Here is a 17,883-nt window from a genome sequence, read left to right on the forward strand (position 1 = left end):
GGCCATGTTCGACGACTTCTGGGCCGCCAGCCGGTTCTCGCCGCTGCACCAGCTGCGGCTCGGTGAACGGCTGCGCGACTTCCGCCCGCGGCCACCGTTGATCGACCCGCTGGAGCTGCCCACCGCACCCCGGCCGCTGCCCAAGCCTCACGACCGGCTGCAGAAGCTGTTCCAGGCCCGCAGAAGCACTCGGGAGTTCACGTCGAAACCGTTGACGGACAAGCAACTCGGCACGGTCCTCGGCGCGCTGGGAGACAACAGCTTCCCGTCGGCCGGCGGGTTGAACCCGATGCGTTGCTACGCGTTCGTGAACGACCGTGCGGTCCGTTACGACATCCGCCGGCACGCCCTGCAGGACATCGGCCCGGCTCCCGCGAACCTGGCCTCGATCCTCGGCACACCCGAGGTCCCGCCGCTCACGATCGTCCTGGTGCTCGCCGACGCGGAGTCGTTCGAGAAGTACGGCGAACGCGCGGGCAGGTTCGGCCTGATCGAGGTGGGCGCGGCGGCCCAGAGCATCTGCCTCCGTCTGGCGGAGCAGAAACTGGGCGGCTATCTGCTGGGCGGAGTAGCCGACAACGAAATGCTTCACTCTCTGGGGCTACCCCGAGACCTCCGCGTGGCCACAGCGATCGCGTGCGGTCACACGATCACCTGACGTTCATCAGATCGTGTCTACCGAGGACATTCGACCACCCGCTACAACAAGGCGAGACCCTGCTCACACTCCGAGGAGCTCGCCATGTCGAAGACCCTGCGCTCGGCATTCGTGGGTGCCACCGCCTCCCTGGCCCTGATCTTCACGGGTGCCCCGGCCCACGCCGTGGACATCGTCGCGGTGACCGACGACTACCTGTTCTCGAAATCCCTCACCCAGTTCACAACACTGCGCGCACAGCAGCCCTACGCCGGCCAGCTCGACTGGTCGTCCGACGGCTGCTCGTACTCGCCGGACAACCCCTTCGGCTTCAAGTTCCTGCCGACCTGCCACCGGCACGACTTCGGCTACCGCAACTACAAGCGCCAGGGGCGGTTCAACGAGACCACGCGTCTGCGCATCGACAACAACTTCAAGTCCGACATGTACAACCAGTGCGGCGGCAACTGGGCCTGCAAGCGGACGGCCGACATCTACTACAAGGCCGTGCGCGAGTTCGGCGGGACCGCTTCGTCGACCGCCACGAGCCTCCGGCAGGCAGGGCTGAAGTAAGGCGCCGCCGACTGTCAGACCAGCCGAGTACGTTGAGATGCAGGGGTTCCCAGCCAAAGGGGACCCCTGCGTCAGCTTGGGGGAACCGACCATGGGCACTCACCACGCCGTCACCTGGCCACCCGCGCCGATCAAGACAGAGCGGCTGGTGCTCCGCGAGTCGGTGCCCGAAGACCGCCCGGCGTTCATAGACCTGTTCGCCTCACCAGAGGTGGGCGTCTACATCGGCGGCGCACAAAGACGCGAAGACCTGGAGCGCTCGGCGCCCGAGGTGCCGGGACGCCGCTTCGGCTCCTTCGTGGTCGACCTCGGCGGAACGATGATCGGCATGATCACGTTCGACCGGCGTGACCCGCAGCGCCTGGGCCGGCTGCTGCCGGAGGGCGGCGAGGCCGAGCTCGGCTACCTGTTCCTGCCCGAGTCCTGGGGCCGCGGGTACGCCGCCGAGGCGTGCTCGGCGGCGCTCGACTGGTTCGCCGGCACCCATCCCGGTGAGCCGGTGGTGCTCACGACCCAGACCGCCAACCAAGCCTCGATGCGCCTCGTCACGAAGCTAGGGTTCACCGAGGTGGAGCGGTTCGAGGAGTTCGGCGCGGAGCAGTGGTTCGGCGTCTGGAACGCTCAGTCCTCGTCGCCGACGGGGCCTCCGCCGCGCATCAGGTAGACCACGGACTCGAGCTCGTCCGGCTTGATCAGCACCTCACGCGCCTTCGAGCCCTCGGACGGCCCGACGACGCCGCGGGTCTCCAGCAGGTCCATGAGGCGCCCCGCCTTCGCGAACCCGACGCGGAGCTTGCGCTGCAGCATCGACGTCGAGCCGAACTGCGACGTGACGATCAGCTCGGCCGCCTGCACCAGCAGTTCGAGGTCGTCGCCGATGTCGGCGTCGATCTCCTTCTTCTCGCCCGCCTTGGCCGCCGTGACGCCGTCGGTGTACTCGGGCTGCGCCTGGTTCTTGGTGAAGTCGACGATCTGGGAGATCTCCTCGTCGCCGACGAACGCACCCTGGATGCGCACCGGCTTCGACGCGCCCATCGGCAGGTACAGGCCGTCGCCCATGCCGATCAGCTTCTCGGCGCCCGGCTGGTCCAGGATGACCCGCGAGTCGGTCAGAGACGAGGTCGCGAACGCCAGGCGCGACGGCACGTTGGTCTTGATCAGACCGGTGACGACGTCCACGGACGGGCGCTGCGTCGCCAGCACCAGGTGGATGCCCGCCGCACGTGCCTTCTGGGTGATGCGCACGATCGCGTCCTCGACGTCGCGGGGCGCCGTCATCATCAGGTCGGCGAGCTCGTCGACGATCGCCATGATGTACGGGTACGGCCGGTAGACGCGCTCGGAGCCCGGTGGCGCGGTGATCTCGCCCGACTTGACCTTGCGGTTGAAGTCGTCGATGTGGCGCACCCGGTTGACCTGCATGTCCTGGTAGCGCTGTTCCATCTCCTCCACGAGCCACGCCAGCGCGGCCGCCGCCTTCTTCGGCTGCGTGATGATCGGCGTGATCAGGTGCGGGATGCCCTCGTACGGCGTCAGCTCGACCATCTTCGGGTCGATGAGGATCATGCGCACCTCCTCCGGCGTCGCGCGCGCCAGGAGGGAGACCAGCATCGAGTTGACGAACGACGACTTACCGGAACCCGTGGAGCCCGCGACCAGCAGGTGCGGCATCTTCGTCAGGTTCGCGGTGACCATGTGGCCCTCGATGTCCTTGCCGAGGCCGATCACCATCGGGTGCGTGTCCTTCAACGTCGACGACGCGCGCAGCACGTCGCCCAGGCGCACCATCTCGCGGTCGCTGTTGGGCACCTCGATGCCCACCGCGGACTTGCCGGGGATCGGCGCGAGCAGGCGGACGTTGTCGGTGGCGACCGCGTAGGCGATGTTCTTGGTCAGCGCGGTGATCTTCTCGACCTTCACGCCGGGGCCGAGCTCGACCTCGTAGCGCGTGACTGTCGGGCCGCGGGTGAAGCCGGTGACCTGGGCGTCGATCGAGAACTGGTCTAGGACGCCGGTGATGGCCTCGATCATCTGGTCGTTGGCCTTGCTGCGGGCCTTGGGCGCGTCGCCGTCCTTGAGGATGTTCGGCGGCGGCAGCTGGTAGTCGCCCTCGACGGCGCGCACGGCCATCGCCGGGGCCTTCTTCGGTTCCTTGGCGGGCTTCGCGGGCGCCGGTTCCGGCTCCTCCAGCGGCAGCTCGGCCTGCGGCTCGTCCTCGACGGGCGCGGCGGCCTGGCGACGCCTGCTGGGACGGCGCAGGCGGACCGGCTTCGGCTCCTCCTCCTGCTCCTCGTCCCCAGGCGCTTCTTCTCTACCGGCGCCGGGGTGCAGCAGCGAGCGGATGCGTTCGGGCGCCTGGCGGATCGGCGTGTGCGTCACGACCAGCAGGCCGTACGCGAAGATCAGCAACAGCAACGGCCCCGCGACCCACGGGGTGAGGCCCTGCGCGAGGAAGCCACCGGCCAGGTAGCCCAGGGCGCCACCGGCGCTGCGGCGTTCGACCGGGTCCATCGGCAGGCCGCCGATGAGGTGGAACATGCCGAGCACACCGATCATCATCAGCAACGAGCCGATGATCAGCCGCGGCCGCGCTTCAGGCTTCGGGTCGGTGCGCATCAGCGTGATGCCGATGCCGAGCAGCACGACGGGCACGATCACCGCGGGGAACCCGACGGAGCTGCGCACGGCGACGTCGACCCACTGCCCGACCGGTCCACCTGCCTGCCACCACACACCGGCGCCGGTGATGAACGCGAGCGCGATCAGCAGCAGCCCGAGCCCGTCACGGCGGTGCTCGGGATCCAGGTCCTTGGTACGGCTGACGGTGCGCACGAGGCTGCCGACACCACGGCCGATGCCACCCCACACGGCGCCGATGGCGCCGCTGCTCTTGCGCGGAGCGGGTTTTCTGGACGCGGTGGAGCGCGCCCGCGGCTTGGCTGGTGCTTTGCCGCGTGACGTGGTCTTGCGTGAAGTCCCTGTACGCCCGGCCATGTGTATAAGGTAGTCCCTCGCGTCTCACCAGCCCCGTTTGCAACTGGGACGCGTGCGAAACCTCATGGTTCCCCGGATCCCGCACGCTGTCGTTCCGACACGCCGTACGCTGCCCCGCGTGTCCACACCGCTCTTCTGGCGCGTGCTCATGGCGCTCGACCGTGGCTTCGTCGCGCTGACCGGCAAGCTCGAGGTCTCCGGCGACGTTCCACCGGAGCTGCTCGGCAAGCCGTTGCTGCTCGCTTCCAACCACATCGGCAACCTCGACCCGTTCGTGCTCATCGCGGCGTGCCGCAAGATCGGCATCAACCCGCGCTTCATGCTCGCGGGCGGGCTGCTCGACGCCCCGATCATGGGCCCGGCGCTCAAGGCGTGCGGTCACCTGCGCGTCGACCGCAGGTCGGCGAACGTGGGCGAGGCGATGCACCGCGCCGTCGAGGCCCTGCAGAAGGGCGGCGACCCGATCGCCGTCTACCCCGAGGGCAAGATCACGCTCGACCCCGGCATGTGGCCGGAGCGCGGCAAGACCGGCGTCGCCCGCATGGCGCTGGGCGGCGGCATCCCGGTGATCCCGATCAGCCAGTGGGGCGCTCACGAGGCCGTGTACTGGGGCAACCTGCACGTCTCCGGCTGGAAGGACTTCCTGCCGTACCTGACGTCGTGGCTGTCCGCGATCCGCAGGCGCCCGACGTTCAAGGTCCACTTCGGCAAGCCGGTCGAGCTGTCCGATCTGAACGCCGAGACGATGGGCGACGCCCGCCGTGCCCACGAGCGGATCATGCTCGCGATCACCGAGGGCTTGGTGCCGCTGCGCCTCGACGAGCCGGATCTCCCGAAGTTCCACGACCCGACGCGGCCGACGACCGGTGCCTCCCCCTGGCGGCCCGTCTGATCGAGTAGGCGATCACCGTGACCAACATGAACAGCGGCATGGGATTGCCCATCCAGAGGTTGAGCGCGTAGTCGGCCGCGGGAACGACCAGTGCGAGTGCGAAGGCCTTCGCGGACGCCGTGGGCAGCTTGATCCTCGGATCGGCCCACGGCGTGCGGCCCCACGGTTTGGCGACGCTGAGCCACGTCTGGAACGCGATCGCGCCGACCATCAGCGCCGTGCCGACCGGCATCCACGCGGTGACGTGGCCCTCCGCGGCCTTCTCCAGGTTGCCGCTCAGGATGAAGATGCCGATGTAGAGCTGGCTGACGGTGATCGCGAACTTCGCGAGCACCCACCAGTGCCGGAAGTAGCCCCACGGCGTCGTGGCGCTGAGCATCATGCCGGTGAACGCGCTGACGTTGGCCATGATCGCGAGCACGTTGTGGTCGAGCACGCGCGCCATCCTGAAGGCGGTGGAATCACTCGTCTTCATGCCGTAGAGCAGCAACGCCAGCAGTGCCACGGCCTGACTGAGCCAGCCGACCGAGGTCACGACGTGCAGCCACACCACCAGAGTTCTCGCGCGCTTCGCCATGACATGTAGTGTGCCTACATATCATGGCGACGCGCATCAGGGATCACCCCTACCGAGCGACCCGATCCAGCCACTCCCCCACGAGCGCGTTGAACAACACGGGCTGCTCGATCTGCAGGTTGTGCCCCGCGGTGTCCAGCACGGCGAACGACGCGTACGGGTAGTGCGGCAGCAACGCGTACACGTCCTCGTATCCCGTGATGCTGTCCTGACGGCCGGTCAGGAACAGCGCGGGCCGTTCGTAAGTCCCCAGCTCCGGGCCTGCGGACAGCTCCCAGGCGCCCTGGATCCGTGACATCGCGCCCTGGTTCGCGACCTCGAGGCCCGGCAGGACCTCCTCGGCGAACCGGCGTGCCGTCTCCGCCGTCCGCACCACGGCCATGCCGTCGAACTGCGCGGCCAGTTCCGGATCCAGCACGACGCCGTCCGACCTGCGCACCTCGAACTGAGGCACGGTCCGGTCAGCCGCGAAGGCCTTCGTGCCGATCGGGCAGATCAGGGCCAGCCCGTGGACCTGGTCCGGTCGCCGATGCGCCAACGCCCGCGCGAGGTAGCCGCCGTACGACTCGCCGATCAGCAGGAACGGCTCCGCGCCGATCTCCGCGTCGACGAATTTCTCCAGCGCCGCAAGCATGTCGTCACTGGAGTTGACGCCGTCCGCTGGCGACTTCCCCATCGCCGGCAGGTCGGGGTACAGGCGCCGGTAACCGGGCCTGGTGGCGAAAAGCGGTTCCAGACAACCGAGCATCAGGCGATGGTCAGGTGTCCAGCCGTGGATGGCGAGCACCGGAGTGCCCGCACCGTGTTCTACGAAGTGCACGAGGCAGTTCTATGCCAACTCGTGCAGCCGTGCCCGCACTTCCGCTGTGAGCGGATGGTCGTAGTCCTCGTAGATCGCCAACGCCTCCAGCAGATGCGTCCGCGCCACGTCGGGCTGGCCCGCGCTCGTCTCCCCCAGGCCGTGCAACGCTTCGGCGAGGCTCTTGCGGTCACCGAGCCCTCGCAGGAACTCCAGCGCGTGCCGGAACGAGTCGCGCGCCTCGACGCGTTGCCCCAGCTTGAACTGCGCCCACCCGATGCTGACGAGGGCCATCGCCTTGCCGTGCACGGCGTCGTGCGTGTCCATCAGCTCGAACGCCATCCGGGCCGACGCCAGCGAAGCCTCGTGCTGGCCCGCCAAGCGCAGGATGTCGCTGAGGAACAGGCGCGTGCCGCCCTCGCCGAACCACGAGCCCACCTCGACGTGGCCGTTCAGGGCCTCGCTGAACCTGTCGACGGCCAGGTCGAACTGGCGCAGGCCGCCGTAGGCCATGCCCAGCCCGGTGAGGCTCCACGCGGCACCCACGCGGTCGCCGATGTCGCGGCGGATCGCCAGGGCGCGGTCGAACAGTTCGAGGGCATCGGCGAAACGCTGACCGCGGAAGGCCGCCAGGCCCTGGCCGTGCACCGCCCAGGAGCGCGCGGCCTGGTTGCCCTCGAGGGTCGCGGCACGTTCGGCGACGCGGTACGTGCGGGTCCACTCGTCCAGGGCGCTGGAGACGATGAAGTAGTTCCACAGCGCGACCGGTATCTGCCAGGCCGTCGGCGAGTGGTGGTCCTCGGCGAGCCGGGAGACAGCCAGCAGGTTCGAGGATTCCGTGCGGCACCAGGTGAAAGCCTCGTCGTGCGAGGTGAAGTCCTGAGTGGACAGTGGCGGGAGCAGGAACGACGGGTGGTCCGGCGGCGAGATCACCGTGCCGGCGGCGTTCGCGGTGTCGAAGTACCACCGCAGCAGGCGTTCCACGGCGTCGGAACGGCCCTCCGCGGACTCCTCGGTGGCGCTGAGCTCCGTGGCGTACAGGCGAAGCAGGTCGTGCAGCCGGTAGCGGCCGCGCGCGACCTCCTCCAGCATGTGCCCGCCCGCCAGCACATCCAGCAGCGTCCGCGCCCGTGACACCGGCACACCGGTCAGCGCGGCGACGGCGTTGAGGCTGATCTCGGCGCCCGGATGCAGGCCGATGAGCCGGAACGCCCTCGCCGCGTCGGGTTTCAGTGCCAGGTACGACCACGAGAAGGCCGCGCGCACAGCCGTGTCCTCGTCGTCGCCGGTGGCGAGGACGTTGAGCCGGTCGCGTTCGTCGGCGAGGTCACCGGCCAGGTCGGCCAGCGTCAGGTGCGGGCGGGCGACGACACGTTCGGCCGCGATCCGCACCGCCAACGGCAGGTGGCCGCACAGTTCGACGAGCTTGGCCGCGGCATCGGGCTCGGCGGCGACGCGGTCCGGCCCCACCGCGGAAGTCAGCAACGCCAAGGCTTCGTCGCGGGTCAACGTCGACAGCGTCACCGAGTGCGCACCGTCGCGGGCCACCAGGCCGCCGAGGTGGTTGCGCGAGGTCACCAGCACCATCGACGACGACCGGCCCGGCAGCAGCGGACGCACCTGTTCGGCGAGACGGGCGTTGTCGAGCAGCACCAGAAGCCGTTTGCCGGCCAGCACACTCCGGTACAGAGCGGACTTCGCGGGCAGGTCGTCCGGGATGCGTTCGGCGGGAACACCGAGGCTCTGCAGCAGCTGGTGCAGAGCGGCGGCGGGCTGCACCGGCGGTGACGAGGCGTCGAAGCCGCGCAGATCGACGTGCAGCTGACCGTCGGGGAACTCGGAGGCCACCTGATGGGCGAACCGGACGGCGAGAGCGGTCTTGCCGACACCGCCGGTGCCGGTGATGGCGACGAGGACCGGCGAGTGGTCGTGGGGAACGAGTTCGGTGAGCTTCGCGAGCTCCTTCGCGCGGCCGGTGAAGTCACGGATCTCGTGCGGCAGCTGTACCGGCACCAGGGCGGGGGTTGCGGGCTCGGGCTGCGGATCGTGGCGGCCGACGAGCAGTTGTTCGTGGACCTGACGGAGTTCAGGACCGGGCTCGATGCCGAGTTCCTCGATCAGCAGCCTGCGTAAGTCCGCGTAGACGGCGAGAGCCTCCGCCTGCCTGCCGCCGCGATACAACGCCGACATCAACAGGCCGTGCAGCCTCTCGCGCAACGGGTGCGCGCTGACCAACGTCGCGAGCTCCGCCGCCACCTCGGCCTCACGTCCGACGGACAGCATCAACGCGGCACGCTGCTCCACGGCCGTCAGCCGCAGTTCGGCGAGACGCGCGCGCTCCACAGCGGCGAACGGCCCTGGCACGCCCTCCAGAGCGATGCCACGCCACAAGCCCAGAGCGGCGTCGAACGCGCCGATGGCCTCCGCCGGTTGCGTGCGCAGACGCCCGGCCTCGTCCAGATGGGCGCGGAACATGGCGACGTCGGAACTCCCGGATGGGAGCCTCAGCAAGTATCCAGCGTCCGTGGAGAGCAGCACCGAGCTCGGCGCACGTGAGGCCCTGCCCGGTTCGAACAGGCGCCGCAGCCCGGCGACGTAGGTGTGGATGCCGTTGTCGGCGCTGGCAGGCGGCTCCTCGCCCCAGACCGCGTCGATCAGCTCGCTGCGCGACACGACGTGGTTGGCACGCAAGGCGAGCACCGCGAGCACAGCTCTCTGCCGCGGCGGCCCCAGGGTGAGCTCCTGCCCGTCCACCGTCGCCGCGAGCGCGCCCAGCATGCTGACGCGCAACTCGTTCTGCACTCTGCTCACTCCGTCGCTGTCCGCAGTCACCCCGCAACCTACCGTCAGTTTTCGTCCAGAAGCCATCCAGAGTCCGTGCAGAGGGCTTCTCCACACTTCACATCAGGTGGATTGGGCCGAAATGAGGGGCGGAGATGAACGCGGCCGAGGTCTTCGACACGCTCGGACTGGAATACCAACGCGCTTGGTCGCACCAGCCCGCACTGCACGGCACGCTCGCCTGGTTCGCCGCCACCCAGCCGTCGGGCTCGCGCGTGCTCGACATCGGCTGCGGCACCGGCGTCCCGGTCGCCCGCACGCTCGCCAAGGCTGGCATGAAGGTCACCGGCATCGACGTGTCCCCGGTGATGGTCGACATCGCCTCGGACCAGGTCCCCGACGCCACGTTCCACAAGATCGACGTCCGCGACTTCGAGTCGCCGGCCGGTTCGTGGGACGTCATCTGCGCCGTCTTCTCGCTTCTGCAGATGCCTCAGGCCGAGATCATCGACACCCTCGGCCGCGTCTCGGCGTGGCTGCGCCCCGGCGGCCACTTCTTCCTGGCCACCGTGGCGATCGACGTCGAACAGATCTCGCTGCCGTGGATGGGTCAGGAGATCGAGGTGTCGTCGTTCTCCGAGGAGAACTACGAGGAGCACCTCGGCAACGTCGGCCTGCGGGTCGTGCGCCGGAGCCGGCCGGTCTTCACCCCGTCCTTCCCCGGCGCGACGCCCGAGGAGTCGCTGCACCTGGTGTGCCAACGCCCTTAGCGCTGTCGAGGCCTGATCGCACGGTGCGCGGCAGATCCGGTACGCCCGGCGAGAGCGCCGAACCCGACCGCGAAGGTCCGCGCAACGCGTCGCCGCTCAAGTTCCCGGCATTGGTTGTACGGGGCGCGGCGGATGCCGGCGGCCACAGCACTAATGCTGGTCGGCGAGCGCTCGTCCGATGAAGTGCGCCGACAGCAAGGCGAAGATGTACGCCTGCAACACCTGCACCAGCGCCTCCAGGAAGATCAGCCCGATCGCGAGCGCGAAGCCCAGCACGGATGCGGGCTTCAGCCAGATCGGGCCGTGCAGCAGCAGGAACTCGCCGCCGAGCGTGAACACCAGCACCAGGAGGTGCCCGGCGAACATCGCCGCGAACACCCGGATCATGAGGTTCAGCGGGTCGAAGAAGAACTTCAGGATGATTTCGGTCGGGATCAGCAGACCCCACAACACGCCCTTCGGCACGTCCGGGATGATGAACTGGTTTCGCAGGTAGCCCCTGAGCCCGAACTTCCTGATGCCCACGATGTGGTAGAGCGGGTAGATGATCACCACCACGGCGAACGGGAACCCGCTGTGCGTGAAGGTCGGGAACTGCACGAACGGGATCAGCCCGTAGAGGTTGTTCACCAGCGCGAAGCAGAAGATGCTGACGATCAACGGCACGTACGGCGCGAACTCCTTGGCACCGATCTGCTCCCGCGCGATGGTGTTGCGGCCGAAGTCGTAGACCGACTCGGCGGCGAACTGCCAGCGCGACGGGACGAGCTTGAGGTTCCTCGTGGTGATCAGGAAGAACGCCAGGATGATCGCGATCGACAGGAACAGCAGGACCAGTGCCTTGTCCACCTCGAGGTCGTACGGAATTCCGAACGGCTCGTGCCAGGTGAAGATCGGTGGAAGAAAGATGTCTTCTTTGCCTGGTGGGCTGAAGACGTCGTTATCGGCCATGAGGCGACCCCCTCGTCCATGGTCTGGGACCAAACCTTAGCGGACGAGGGGGACGCAGATCACAGCAGGGTCACGTTCACACCGGAATGACCGTCGGGATGATCATCGGCCTGCGCCGGTACGTCTCGGCGACCCAGCGCCCCACGACGCGACGCACCGCCTGGGCGACCCGGTGCGTGTCGGTGATGCCCTCGGCCTCGGTGCGCGCCAGTTCCATCTCCACCAGCGGCACGACCTGGTCCAGCGCCTTGGGGTCGTCGGAGAACCCGCGGCCGGAGATCGTCGGCGGCGCCACGGCCCGGCCGGTCGCGGTGTCGATGCCGACGGTGATCGCGATGAACCCGCCCTCGCCCAGCACCAGTCGATCGGACAAAGTGGACTCACCGACGTCGCCGACGGACAGTCCGTCGACGTAGACGTGGCCCACCACAACGCGTCCGGAGATCGACGCCTTGCCGTCCACCAGGTCGACGACGACGCCGTCCTCGGCGATCACCACGTGGTCCTCGGCTACTCCGGTCGCCACGGCCAGTGCCGCGTTCGCACGCAGGTGCCGCCACTCGCCGTGCACCGGCATGACGTTGGACGGCCGGACGGCGTTGTAGAGGAACAACAACTCGCCTGCCGGTGAGTGGCCGGAGACGTGGACCTTGGCGTTGCCCTGGTGCACCACGGTCGCGCCGAGCTTCGCGAGGCCGTTGACGACGTTGAAGACCGCGTTCTCGTTGCCGGGGATCAGCGACGACGCGAGGATCACCGTGTCGCCCTCGCGGATCGAGATCTGCCGGTGGTCGCCGCGAGCCATGCGGGACAACGCCGACAGCGGCTCGCCCTGCGAACCGGTCGACACGAAGAGGACCTCGTCCTCCTCCATCCGCATGGCCTCGTCGAGGTCGACGAACAGGCCGTCCGGCACGTTCAGGAACCCGAGGTCGGACGCGATGCCCATGTTGCGGACCATCGAGCGGCCCACGAACGCGACCTTGCGCTTGTACTGCACGGCCACGTCCAGCACCTGCTGCACGCGGTGCACGTGCGAGGCGAAGCACGCGACGATGACCCGCTGACGGGCCTTGCGGATCACGTTCTCCAGCACGGGGCCGATCTCGCGCTCCGGCACCACGAAGCCGGGCACCTCGGCGTTGGTCGAGTCGACCAGGAACAGGTCCACGCCCTCGTCGCCCAGGCGCGAGAACCCGGCCAGGTCGGTCAGCCGGCCGTCCAGCGGCAGCTGGTCCAGCTTGATGTCACCGGTGTGCAGCACCAGACCAGCCGACGTGCGGATGGCGATGGCCAGCGCGTCCGGGATCGAGTGGTTGACCGCGAAGAACTCCAGCTCGAACGGCCCGAACGAGGACCGCTGACCTTCGCGGACCTCCACCAACTGCGGGTTCTGGCGGTGTTCGCGGCACTTGGCGGCGAGCAGCGCCAGCGTGAAGCGGGAGCCCACGACCGGCAGGTCGGGGCGCAGCTTCAGCAGGAACGGGACCGCGCCGATGTGGTCCTCGTGGCCGTGCGTCAGGACGATGGCGTCGATGTCGTCGAGCCGGTCCTCGATGGCGCGGAAGTCGGGCAGGATCAGGTCCACGCCCGGTTGGTCGTCTTCGGGGAAGAGAACGCCGCAGTCGACCACGAGCAGCCTGCCGGCGTGCTCGAAAACGGTCATGTTGCGGCCGACCTCGCCGATTCCGCCGAGTGCGACGACCCGCAGGCCGCCTTCCGGCAGAGCGGGAGGGATTTCGGTCGATCGGGTCACGCGTTGACTCCCAGTTCGGCCGCGATGGCCTCGATGTCTTCGGCCGCGGCGGGCACCAGCGGCAGACGCGGGTCGCCCACGTCCAGTCCGCGCAGGCGCAGTGCGGCCTTCGTGTAGGTCACGCCGGGGACCCGGCGGAAGGGTCGCAGCAGCGGCAGCAGCGACTCGTGGATTTCCTTTGCCCGGACCACGTGTCCGGCTTCGTACGCTTCGACGAGATCACGCAGGCGGTCCGCCGCGAGGTGACCGATGACGCTCACGAACCCGACGGCGCCGACGGACAGCCACGGCAGGTTCAGCGGGTCGTCACCCGAGTAGTAGGCGAGGTCGGTCGAAGCGATCACCCGGCTACCCGCGTGCAGGTCGCCCTTGGCGTCCTTCACGGCCAGGATCCGCGGGTGTTCCGCCAGGCGCAGCAGGGTGTCGACCTCGATCGGCACGACCGCGCGCGGCGGGATGTCGTAGAGCATCACCGGCAGGCCCGACGCGTCGGCGACGGCGGTGAAGTGCGCGAGCAGGCCCTCCTGCGGCGGCCGCGAGTAGTACGGCGTCACGACCAGCGCGCCGTGCGCGCCCGCCTTCTCGGCCTGCTGCACCAGGTGGATGCTGTGCGCGGTGTCATAGGTGCCCGCGCCCGCCACCACGGTCGCGCGGTCGCCCACGGCCTCGACGACGGCCGTGATCAGTGCGGCCTTCTCGCCGTCGGTCGTCGTCGGGCTCTCACCGGTCGTGCCGTTGACGACCAGGCCGTCGTTGCCCAGGTCCACCAGGTGTTTCGCCAGTTCCTGCGCCTTGGCGAAGTCAACCTCGCCACGGCTGTCGAACGGCGTGACCATGGCGGTGAGGACGCGGCCGAACGGGCGGTCCGGCCCTGCGTACGGGCTTGCAGGCATGCGCAGAAACTACCCGAGGTCAGACACTTCGGTTCAACGACCGCACGCGTTCGACCGCGTCGGCGTCGCCGCTGTATTCCACGCGAGCCTGGTCACGGCCGAACGCGAGCATCACGAGCTCGGGCACCTCACCCGTGATCATCACGCCGTTGGCACCCGGTTTGGCGACGATGTGCGCGCCGTCGGGCCGCACGAGCGTCACTCCCACGGGCGACGACTTGTACGTCATGCGCGCGGTGAACGGCAGCAGCTTCCACAGCACCTTCTCACGACGAGCGTCGTACGGCCGTGGCTCCCAGTCGGGCTGTGCGCGCCGCACGTCCTCGTGGTGCACGAAGTACTCACCCGTGTTGATGAGGTCGTCGACCGGCTGGATCCAGAACGGCGGCGTGCGCACGAGGTCGAGGAGCTCGCTCCACGCCTTGTGCGTGTAGTCCTCCTGGACCTTCTCCGTCCACTTCGCGAAGCCCGGCAGCACGATGCCCGGCGCGGTGTCCGGGCGCCGCTCGCGGATCGCGAGGTGGGCGGCAAGGTCCAAGGTCCGCCAAGTACCGCACAACGTCGGCGCGTCGGGGCCGAGCTCGGTCATCAGGTCGACGAGCGCCTTGCGTTCGTCGCGTGCGAGACCCACACCTGCTCCTAGGACTCGTTCGGCTTGTAGCAGCTGCTGAAGCCGTTCGGCTTGGCGGAGGAGTCCGCCAGCAGCTTGACCACCTGGTCGCGGTTCAGGTTCTCCGGATATCCGGGCCAGTCCGGTTCCTGTCCGTTGACGTGCAGTTCATCCAACCAGTATCCCGACTGACCGGAGGTCTTGGCGAACTCCAGGTCGCAGCCCTTCATCCGCACGATCACCTCGATGATGCGCTCCGAGGTCTTGACCGTGCGCTTGCCGATCTTCTTGGACTTCTTCGACTTCTCCGTGCTGGGGTCGCCGATGTTGGTGAAGCCGGCCGCCTTGAGCTCGGAGACGAACTTGTCCTCGCTGCTCGTGCACGCGGCCATGGTGGCCGCGCAGCCGAGGATCAGCAGGGCGGAGATGATCCGTCGCTTCACCCTCAGTTGTCCTTCTTCGCGCTGATGGTGGAGTTGAGCTGGCTGCCGTCCTTCTTGGCTGCCACGCAGTAGATACGGCGCTGCGCGCTGTCGTTCTTGTTCTTCTTCCACGCCGTGTCGGTGGGGATCAGCGTGGTGAGCTTGAGCTTCCCGCCGTCCTTGACCCACTGCGATTTCAGGGTCAGCTCGCAGCGGGCGACGCCGAGGTTCGTGAGCGCCTCGACACCGGGGTAGGTCGCGTCGGGCAGGCTCGAGGTCACCGGCAGCGTTTCGACCACGTCGAACACCTCGAAGTCGTGCGGCTTGTCGCAGTCCTCTCGCGTCTCCGAGTCGAGCTGCTTCGTCGGCGCCACCTGGCCGTTGCCGCACACGTTCTCGGAGAGACCGAAGACCGGGACCTCACCGCCCTCGCCGTAGGTCAGCGTGTTGCTGTTGCCGCCGCCCGGCGTCGTGAACCAGCTGTGCGCGTAGATGCCGCCGGTGAACGCCGCCGCGGCGATGGCGACGGCACCGACGATCGCGAGGATGCGGTTGCGCTTCCTCTTCGCCGGGTCGACGGCGCGAGTCTGCTGGTACTGCTGCGTGGCCTGCGGCGGAATCCCGGTGGGCGGCGTCGGCTGGTTGCCGATGCTCGACAGCATCGCGCGGGCCTGCGGGCCGGACAGCCGCGCGTTCGGGTCGGCGATCAGCAGGCCGGTGATGACGGCGCCCAGCACGCCCGTCGCACGGGTCAGCCGCGGGGTCTCGCTCATGATCGCGTGCAACGTCGAGGCCGTGGACGAGCGCTCGAACGGGCTCCAGCCCTCGACGGCGTAGCAGAGGGTCGCGCCCAGCGCCCACAGGTCGGACGGCGGACCGGCCTCGTGGCCGTGGATGCGCTCCGGCGCCATGTACGCGGGCGAGCCGATCAGGCTGCCGCTCGTCGTCAGGCGCGGGTCGTCGACGGCCTGGGCGATGCCGAAGTCGGTGAGCTTGAGCTTGCCGTCCGGGCGGACCATCAGGTTGCCGGGCTTGACGTCGCGGTGCACGATCCCGGCCGCGTGCGCGGTCTCCAGCGCCGACAACGCCTGCAGCGCGATCGACACGACCTGATTCGGCGGCATCGGGCCGTGCGTGCTGATCAACGCCGACAGCGTCGCCGCCTCGACCAGCTCCATGATGATGTACGTCGTGCCGTTCTCGTTGATCGCGTCGTAGACGGTCACGATGCCGGGGTCGTTGAGCTTGCCCGCGGTGCGTGCCTCACGCAGAGCGCGCTCTTCGAGCACACGGCGTTCCTCGTACGCGATGCCGTCGGGCAGGTGCAGTTCCTTGATCGCGACGAAACGCCCGATGTGGCGGTCCTGCGCACGCCACACGATGCCCATCCCGCCGCGGCCGAGCTCGGCCACCAGGGCGTACCTGCCGGCGATGACGCGCGGTTCGACTGCCTGTCCGTGCAACATGCGCTCCTACAAAGGAAGACCCAGGGGGCGTTGACGGTACTTCAGACCCGCCACACGCAGGATCGGTTCCTAGACTTCCGGCGCTACAACCAGTTCGTGACCTGCGGCACGCAGCGCCAGCACGGCCCGGCCGAGGTCGCCGTGCTTGACGAGCAGGTGGTCCGTGTCGTATGTGGACACCGCGAACAGCGAGACGCCCGCAGCCGCCAGCTCACCCGCCAGCGCGGCCATGATGCCGGTCAGCGTGAACTCCAGCGGGCCGCGGACGGTGAGCAGCCGCCAGCCCTTCTCTGTTTTGGATTGACTCCAAGCGGCTGGGCTCGGCATGGCGAACGACGACGGCGCGATGATCGACAACTCGTCCGGCGTCCTGGTCACGGAGACCAGCACGTCGGTCAGGTCCAGCAGCCCGGCGGGGAGCGGGGCGTCCGCTGCCAGGCGCGTGACCGTGTATTCGCCAGGGCGGACGTCCACGATGAGCCGCTTCATGGCGTCAGCCTTCAACCACCAGTGGGCTTGAAGCAACTTCTGTGCCGTCCGGGAGTGTCGAAATCACGAAGTCGGCGAACGCGTTCGGCGCGGCCTTGGTCAGTTCGCGCAGGCAGGCGACGGCGAGTTCGCGCAGTTCGACGTTGATGTGCTCGGTCGCGCGCATTGCGATGAAGTGCCGCCACGACCGGTAGTTGCCGGTCACGACGATCTCGGTGCCGGTGGCGTTGGGCAGCACGGACCTGGCGATCTGCCGCGCGCGCCTGCCGTTGACCGTCTTCTCCAGGCTCTGCACCAGGTCCTCGTACGCCTTGAGGCTCGCCTCGGTCGCGGCGACGAACCGCGCGTGCAGCTCCGGATCGTTCTTGATCAGCTCCGGCTCGACGACGTCGGTCGGGTCGGTGCGCTGGGAGAGCTGCGAGTACGAGAAGTGCCGGTGCCGGATCAGCTCGTGGGTGAGCGATCGGGGCAGTTCGGTCAGGTAGAGCGTCGCGCTGCCGTGCTCGAACGCGGCGAGGTGCCCCACGTCGAGCAGGTGGTGCAGGAAGGTCGCGTTGGTGTTCGTCATGGGGTTCGAGCGGTCCCACGACTGGTAGCAGGCCCGGCCGGCGAACTCGACGAGCGCCGCGCCACCGTCCGCGTCGGTCGTCCATGGCACGTCGTCCGGCGGGATGAACTCGGTTTTCGCCACCAAGCGCACTCTCGGCATAGCCCAGGACACTATCTGACGGTTGCGCGACACCAGATGTGACGTCATAGTGGTGTCATGGATCTGTCGCCGTACATCGCGTCACTGCGTGAGGACCTGGCGACGGCCGCATCAGCGGGGGACGAGAACACCCGTCGAACGGCCGCCGCGTTGTCCGCAGCGCTCGAGCCAGCCGCGCGACTGGCAATCATGAACGCACTGTCGGACCTGGCCGCGGAGGTCACCGCCTCCCTGGAAGGCCAGGTCGTGGAGGTTCGACTGGCAGGCCGGGACGTCCAGGTGGTCGTCACGGGATCAGCAGAACCGGAGCCGGAGCCCGCACCCGGCCAGGAGGTCCCGATGGGTGACGCCACGGGTGACATCAGCCGCATCACGCTGCGCATGATCAACGAGCTGAAGGCGAAGGCCGAGGCCGCCGCGGCCGCCCAGGGCGTGTCGCTGAACTCGTTCATCCAGCAGGCCGTCGGGGGCGCGGTGCACGGCAAGCACAAGCATCAGCACAAGGGGTGGAGCGGAAACGCGGGCCACGGCTCACGCGTCCGCGGATGGGTGCAGGGGTGAGCG

18 protein-coding genes are annotated in these 17,883 nt (G+C 68.6%); 6 read left to right on the forward strand and 12 right to left on the reverse strand.

All coding sequences use genetic code 11. The annotated features are described in order from the left end of the window. Nucleotides 1–4 precede the first annotated feature (4 nt). The 3 genes from JOD27_RS18630 to JOD27_RS18640 all read left to right on the forward strand — a co-directional run bounded on the left by JOD27_RS18630 (nucleotide 5) and on the right by JOD27_RS18640 (nucleotide 1,874). Nucleotides 5–658 carry a nitroreductase family protein gene (locus JOD27_RS18630; RefSeq protein WP_204763511.1) on the forward strand — a complete coding sequence of 218 codons (654 nt, stop codon included), beginning with the start codon at nucleotides 5–7 and terminating at the stop codon, nucleotides 656–658. Between the two features lie 84 nt (nucleotides 659–742). Then, entirely contained in the window at nucleotides 743–1,210 is a 468-nt protein-coding gene (locus JOD27_RS18635; RefSeq protein WP_204763512.1) for a phospholipase, read from the forward strand. Between the two features lie 91 nt (nucleotides 1,211–1,301). Then, complete coding sequence (locus JOD27_RS18640) at nucleotides 1,302–1,874, forward strand: GNAT family N-acetyltransferase (protein ID WP_204763513.1); 573 nt, start codon at nucleotides 1,302–1,304, stop codon at nucleotides 1,872–1,874. Here JOD27_RS18640 and JOD27_RS18645 read toward each other — a convergent pair. Next, nucleotides 1,832–4,204, reverse strand: coding sequence for an FtsK/SpoIIIE family DNA translocase (locus tag JOD27_RS18645; protein WP_204763514.1), 2,373 nt, complete (start codon nucleotides 4,202–4,204; stop codon nucleotides 1,832–1,834). The two genes, JOD27_RS18640 and JOD27_RS18645, sit on opposite strands and share 43 nt — an antisense overlap. Before the next feature lie 148 nt (nucleotides 4,205–4,352). On the opposite strand from JOD27_RS18645, the gene JOD27_RS18650 reads away from it, so the two are divergent. Then, on the forward strand, nucleotides 4,353–5,096 hold the full coding sequence (locus JOD27_RS18650) for a lysophospholipid acyltransferase family protein (RefSeq protein ID WP_239567806.1): 744 nt from the start codon (nucleotides 4,353–4,355) through the stop codon (nucleotides 5,094–5,096). Here JOD27_RS18650 and JOD27_RS18655 read toward each other — a convergent pair. The 3 genes from JOD27_RS18655 to JOD27_RS18665 are packed head-to-tail and all read right to left on the reverse strand — an operon-like array spanning nucleotide 4,993 to nucleotide 9,274. Beyond that, a complete protein-coding gene (locus JOD27_RS18655) occupies nucleotides 4,993–5,673 on the reverse strand; it encodes a hypothetical protein (protein ID WP_204763515.1) in 681 nt (226 codons plus the stop codon). The genes JOD27_RS18650 and JOD27_RS18655 overlap by 104 nt on opposite strands. Before the next feature lie 49 nt (nucleotides 5,674–5,722). Beyond that, nucleotides 5,723–6,493: an alpha/beta fold hydrolase gene (locus JOD27_RS18660; RefSeq protein ID WP_204763516.1), complete on the reverse strand. Its 771-nt coding sequence runs from the start codon at nucleotides 6,491–6,493 to the stop codon at nucleotides 5,723–5,725. 9 nt (nucleotides 6,494–6,502) lie between these two features. Continuing rightward, complete coding sequence (locus JOD27_RS18665) at nucleotides 6,503–9,274, reverse strand: AfsR/SARP family transcriptional regulator (protein ID WP_204763517.1); 2,772 nt, start codon at nucleotides 9,272–9,274, stop codon at nucleotides 6,503–6,505. 134 nt (nucleotides 9,275–9,408) lie between these two features. Here JOD27_RS18665 and JOD27_RS18670 point away from each other — a divergent pair, with 134 nt between their 5' ends. Then, complete coding sequence (locus tag JOD27_RS18670) at nucleotides 9,409–10,023, forward strand: class I SAM-dependent methyltransferase (protein WP_204763518.1); 615 nt, start codon at nucleotides 9,409–9,411, stop codon at nucleotides 10,021–10,023. 150 nt (nucleotides 10,024–10,173) lie between these two features. On the opposite strand, the gene JOD27_RS18675 is transcribed toward JOD27_RS18670, so the two are convergent. The 8 genes from JOD27_RS18675 to thyX form a co-directional block, all read right to left on the reverse strand. After that, entirely contained in the window at nucleotides 10,174–10,974 is an 801-nt protein-coding gene (locus JOD27_RS18675; protein WP_204763519.1) for a F0F1 ATP synthase subunit A, read from the reverse strand. A gap of 76 nt (nucleotides 10,975–11,050) precedes the next feature. After that, entirely contained in the window at nucleotides 11,051–12,730 is a 1,680-nt protein-coding gene (locus JOD27_RS18680) for a ribonuclease J (protein ID WP_204763520.1), read from the reverse strand. Then, nucleotides 12,727–13,623 (reverse strand): 4-hydroxy-tetrahydrodipicolinate synthase, encoded by an 897-nt coding sequence (gene dapA, locus JOD27_RS18685; RefSeq protein ID WP_204763521.1) that lies wholly within the window; start codon nucleotides 13,621–13,623, stop codon nucleotides 12,727–12,729. Before dapA ends, JOD27_RS18680 begins: the two co-directional genes overlap by 4 nt. 19 nt (nucleotides 13,624–13,642) lie before the next feature. Continuing rightward, nucleotides 13,643–14,254, reverse strand: coding sequence for a TIGR03085 family metal-binding protein (locus tag JOD27_RS18690; protein ID WP_204763522.1), 612 nt, complete (start codon nucleotides 14,252–14,254; stop codon nucleotides 13,643–13,645). An 8-nt stretch (nucleotides 14,255–14,262) separates the two neighbouring features. Next, nucleotides 14,263–14,676 carry a hypothetical protein gene (locus JOD27_RS18695; protein ID WP_204763523.1) on the reverse strand — a complete coding sequence of 138 codons (414 nt, stop codon included), beginning with the start codon at nucleotides 14,674–14,676 and terminating at the stop codon, nucleotides 14,263–14,265. A 2-nt stretch (nucleotides 14,677–14,678) separates the two neighbouring features. Beyond that, on the reverse strand, nucleotides 14,679–16,121 hold the full coding sequence (locus JOD27_RS18700; protein WP_204763524.1) for a serine/threonine-protein kinase: 1,443 nt from the start codon (nucleotides 16,119–16,121) through the stop codon (nucleotides 14,679–14,681). Nucleotides 16,122–16,190: 69 nt separating this feature from the next. Continuing rightward, the gene (locus JOD27_RS18705) at nucleotides 16,191–16,610 is read right to left on the reverse strand and encodes an ACT domain-containing protein (RefSeq protein WP_204763525.1); all 420 of its coding nucleotides are present in this window, start codon (nucleotides 16,608–16,610) and stop codon (nucleotides 16,191–16,193) included. Between the two features lie 4 nt (nucleotides 16,611–16,614). Then, nucleotides 16,615–17,334, reverse strand: a complete 720-nt coding sequence (gene thyX / locus JOD27_RS18710; RefSeq protein WP_372441713.1) for an FAD-dependent thymidylate synthase — start codon at nucleotides 17,332–17,334, stop codon at nucleotides 16,615–16,617. Between the two features lie 42 nt (nucleotides 17,335–17,376). On the opposite strand from thyX, the gene JOD27_RS18715 reads away from it, so the two are divergent. Next, the gene (locus JOD27_RS18715) at nucleotides 17,377–17,880 is read left to right on the forward strand and encodes a toxin-antitoxin system HicB family antitoxin (protein ID WP_204763527.1); all 504 of its coding nucleotides are present in this window, start codon (nucleotides 17,377–17,379) and stop codon (nucleotides 17,878–17,880) included. Nucleotides 17,881–17,883: the final 3 nt, after the last annotated feature.

The sequence above is a fragment of the Lentzea nigeriaca genome (genome assembly GCF_016907955.1).
Taxonomy (GTDB): domain Bacteria; phylum Actinomycetota; class Actinomycetes; order Mycobacteriales; family Pseudonocardiaceae; genus Lentzea; species Lentzea nigeriaca.

What these genes read in the sequence shown, in the direction of transcription:
- dapA (WP_204763521.1), bottom strand. Translation starts at nt 13,623, where the DNA reads ATGCCTGCAAGCCCGTACGCAGGGCCGGACCGCCCGTTCGGCCGCGTC.
- JOD27_RS18630 (WP_204763511.1), top strand. Translation starts at nt 5, where the DNA reads ATGTTCGACGACTTCTGGGCCGCCAGCCGGTTCTCGCCGCTGCACCAG.
- JOD27_RS18640 (WP_204763513.1), top strand. Translation starts at nt 1,302, where the DNA reads ATGGGCACTCACCACGCCGTCACCTGGCCACCCGCGCCGATCAAGACA.
- JOD27_RS18715 (WP_204763527.1), top strand. Translation starts at nt 17,377, where the DNA reads ATGGATCTGTCGCCGTACATCGCGTCACTGCGTGAGGACCTGGCGACG.
- JOD27_RS18675 (WP_204763519.1), bottom strand. Translation starts at nt 10,974, where the DNA reads ATGGCCGATAACGACGTCTTCAGCCCACCAGGCAAAGAAGACATCTTT.
- JOD27_RS18670 (WP_204763518.1), top strand. Translation starts at nt 9,409, where the DNA reads ATGAACGCGGCCGAGGTCTTCGACACGCTCGGACTGGAATACCAACGC.
- JOD27_RS18705 (WP_204763525.1), bottom strand. Translation starts at nt 16,610, where the DNA reads ATGAAGCGGCTCATCGTGGACGTCCGCCCTGGCGAATACACGGTCACG.
- JOD27_RS18655 (WP_204763515.1), bottom strand. Translation starts at nt 5,673, where the DNA reads ATGGCGAAGCGCGCGAGAACTCTGGTGGTGTGGCTGCACGTCGTGACC.
- JOD27_RS18645 (WP_204763514.1), bottom strand. Translation starts at nt 4,204, where the DNA reads ATGGCCGGGCGTACAGGGACTTCACGCAAGACCACGTCACGCGGCAAA.
- JOD27_RS18650 (WP_239567806.1), top strand. Translation starts at nt 4,353, where the DNA reads ATGGCGCTCGACCGTGGCTTCGTCGCGCTGACCGGCAAGCTCGAGGTC.
- JOD27_RS18700 (WP_204763524.1), bottom strand. Translation starts at nt 16,121, where the DNA reads ATGTTGCACGGACAGGCAGTCGAACCGCGCGTCATCGCCGGCAGGTAC.
- JOD27_RS18635 (WP_204763512.1), top strand. Translation starts at nt 743, where the DNA reads ATGTCGAAGACCCTGCGCTCGGCATTCGTGGGTGCCACCGCCTCCCTG.